Annotated in this window: 1 protein-coding gene; it reads right to left on the minus strand. The window is 72.5% G+C overall.

Annotated elements, in window-relative coordinates:
• Window positions 1-225: 225 nt before the first annotated feature.
• Window positions 226-1,488, minus strand: coding sequence for an IS30 family transposase (locus DW892_RS10255; RefSeq protein ID WP_117767362.1), 1,263 nt, complete (start codon window positions 1,486-1,488; stop codon window positions 226-228).
• Window positions 1,489-1,621 lie beyond the last annotated feature (133 nt).

Below are 1,621 nucleotides of genomic sequence, written 5' to 3' on the forward strand. Positions count from 1 at the left end.
GGTTGATTTTCAATCTCAACGCAACAGCCTGAACGGGCCCCGCGTTTCCGCAGCTAGCGCAACGCGGGAATAGCTCCCGGCACCTGGCCGTCGCATCGTTTCCGCAGGTGGAGAGGCTATGGAGGCCGGTGCCCCCATGCCGCCGCCGCATGCTCCGCCAGCCCGCCGCGCAGCCGTTCCGGACTCAGCGCAACGGGCCCTCCGGCCCATGTCCCGGCCCGCCGCCTATCCCGCCAGCGGCCCCTCGCCCCTCGCGGCCCTGGCCCTGTCGATGCAGCCGGGCGTGAGGTCCAGCTCGCCGGGCGCCAGCTCCTCTATCCCGAACGCGTCCATGAGGGCGGAGGCGTCCTCCCCGAGGGCCATCCGCAGCACGCGCGCCGGCGTCAGGAAACCGAGCGCGCCCCTCGGCTCGGAGTTCACCTGCGACATGAGCAGCGCGCAGTCCTCCGCCGTCAGCCGGTCGAACCTGGCCCCGGCGCCCTTGGGCAGCAGCTTCCTGATCTCCACGTGGTTCTTCTCGCACGCGCCCTTCTGCTGGCTCTGCCGGGGGTCGCAGTAGAAGAGCCTGGTCTCGCCGTCCCGCTCGCCGATCAGCGCCGCGATGGCGCCCTCGTCGGCGAACTCGCTCCCGTTGTCGGTGAGCACGGCGCCGAAGGCGCGCCTCGCGCCGTCCTCGCCGAGGACCCCGCGCAGGGAGGAGAGCGCCGCCAGGACCGAGGCGCACGTGCCGTCCGGCAGCGGCAGGGCCAGCTGGAAGCGGCTCGGGCGGTGCAGGAGCGTGAGGAGCCTGGCGGAGTCGCCCCTGGAGCCCTCGACGGTGTCCATCTCCCAGGCCGCGGCGCAGGCGTCCTCGCCGAGCGCGAGGAACGACGCGTGCGACCTGCGCGACGAGTGGGACGTCGCCCTCTTCGGGGCCCGGCGCGACCTCGGCCTGTAGCCGACCTTGCGCCTGAGCTCCATGTTCGTCATGCCGTCGTAGCCGGCGTCCACCCACCTGTAGACGGTGGAGGCGCTGAGCCCGGGGGTCGTCGCCGCTATCTGCTGCGGGGAGAGCCCGCGCGCGAGCCCGTCCCTGATGGCCGCGAGCTTGGCGGCGGCGCCCTCCTCGGTCTCGTCGATCCCGGACCTGCTCGCCGAGAGCTCGGCGTCGGCCGCCTCCTGCGCCCTCCTGGCGCTGTAGAACACCCTGGGCCTCCTCGAGCAGCCGTAGCCCCTCCTGTGCGGGCAGCCGTTGCAGCACCTCGGCCACGCGGAGAGCCTGGGGCAGGCCCCCGACAGGTCCGCGGGCGCGGGCTCGCCGTAGCGCGAGCGCGGCGCGGTGACGTAGCGGTGCGCCGCGACCTCCCTGGTCACGGTCGAGGGCGACCTGCCGAGCTCCGCGGCGATCTCGCGGGCGCTGCGGTTGCGGTCGAGCATCCTCTCGACCGTGTTCCTCTCGTGCCTCGTGAGCCTCCCGTACGACCTTCCGGACGGCTTGGGTCTGGACATGCCGGCCTCCCTCCATCGCGGGCCGGGGGATTCCGGCCCCTCTGGGGTTGCCTACCCGGATTCGCGCCTCAGGACTCAGCGCAACGCGTTGCGCTGAGTCCTGAGGCTGTTGCAATGAAAATGAGAATCAAGG

Source organism: Collinsella sp. AM40-7AC, assembly GCF_003468125.1.
In the GTDB taxonomy this organism is placed as follows: domain Bacteria; phylum Actinomycetota; class Coriobacteriia; order Coriobacteriales; family Coriobacteriaceae; genus Collinsella; species Collinsella aerofaciens_O.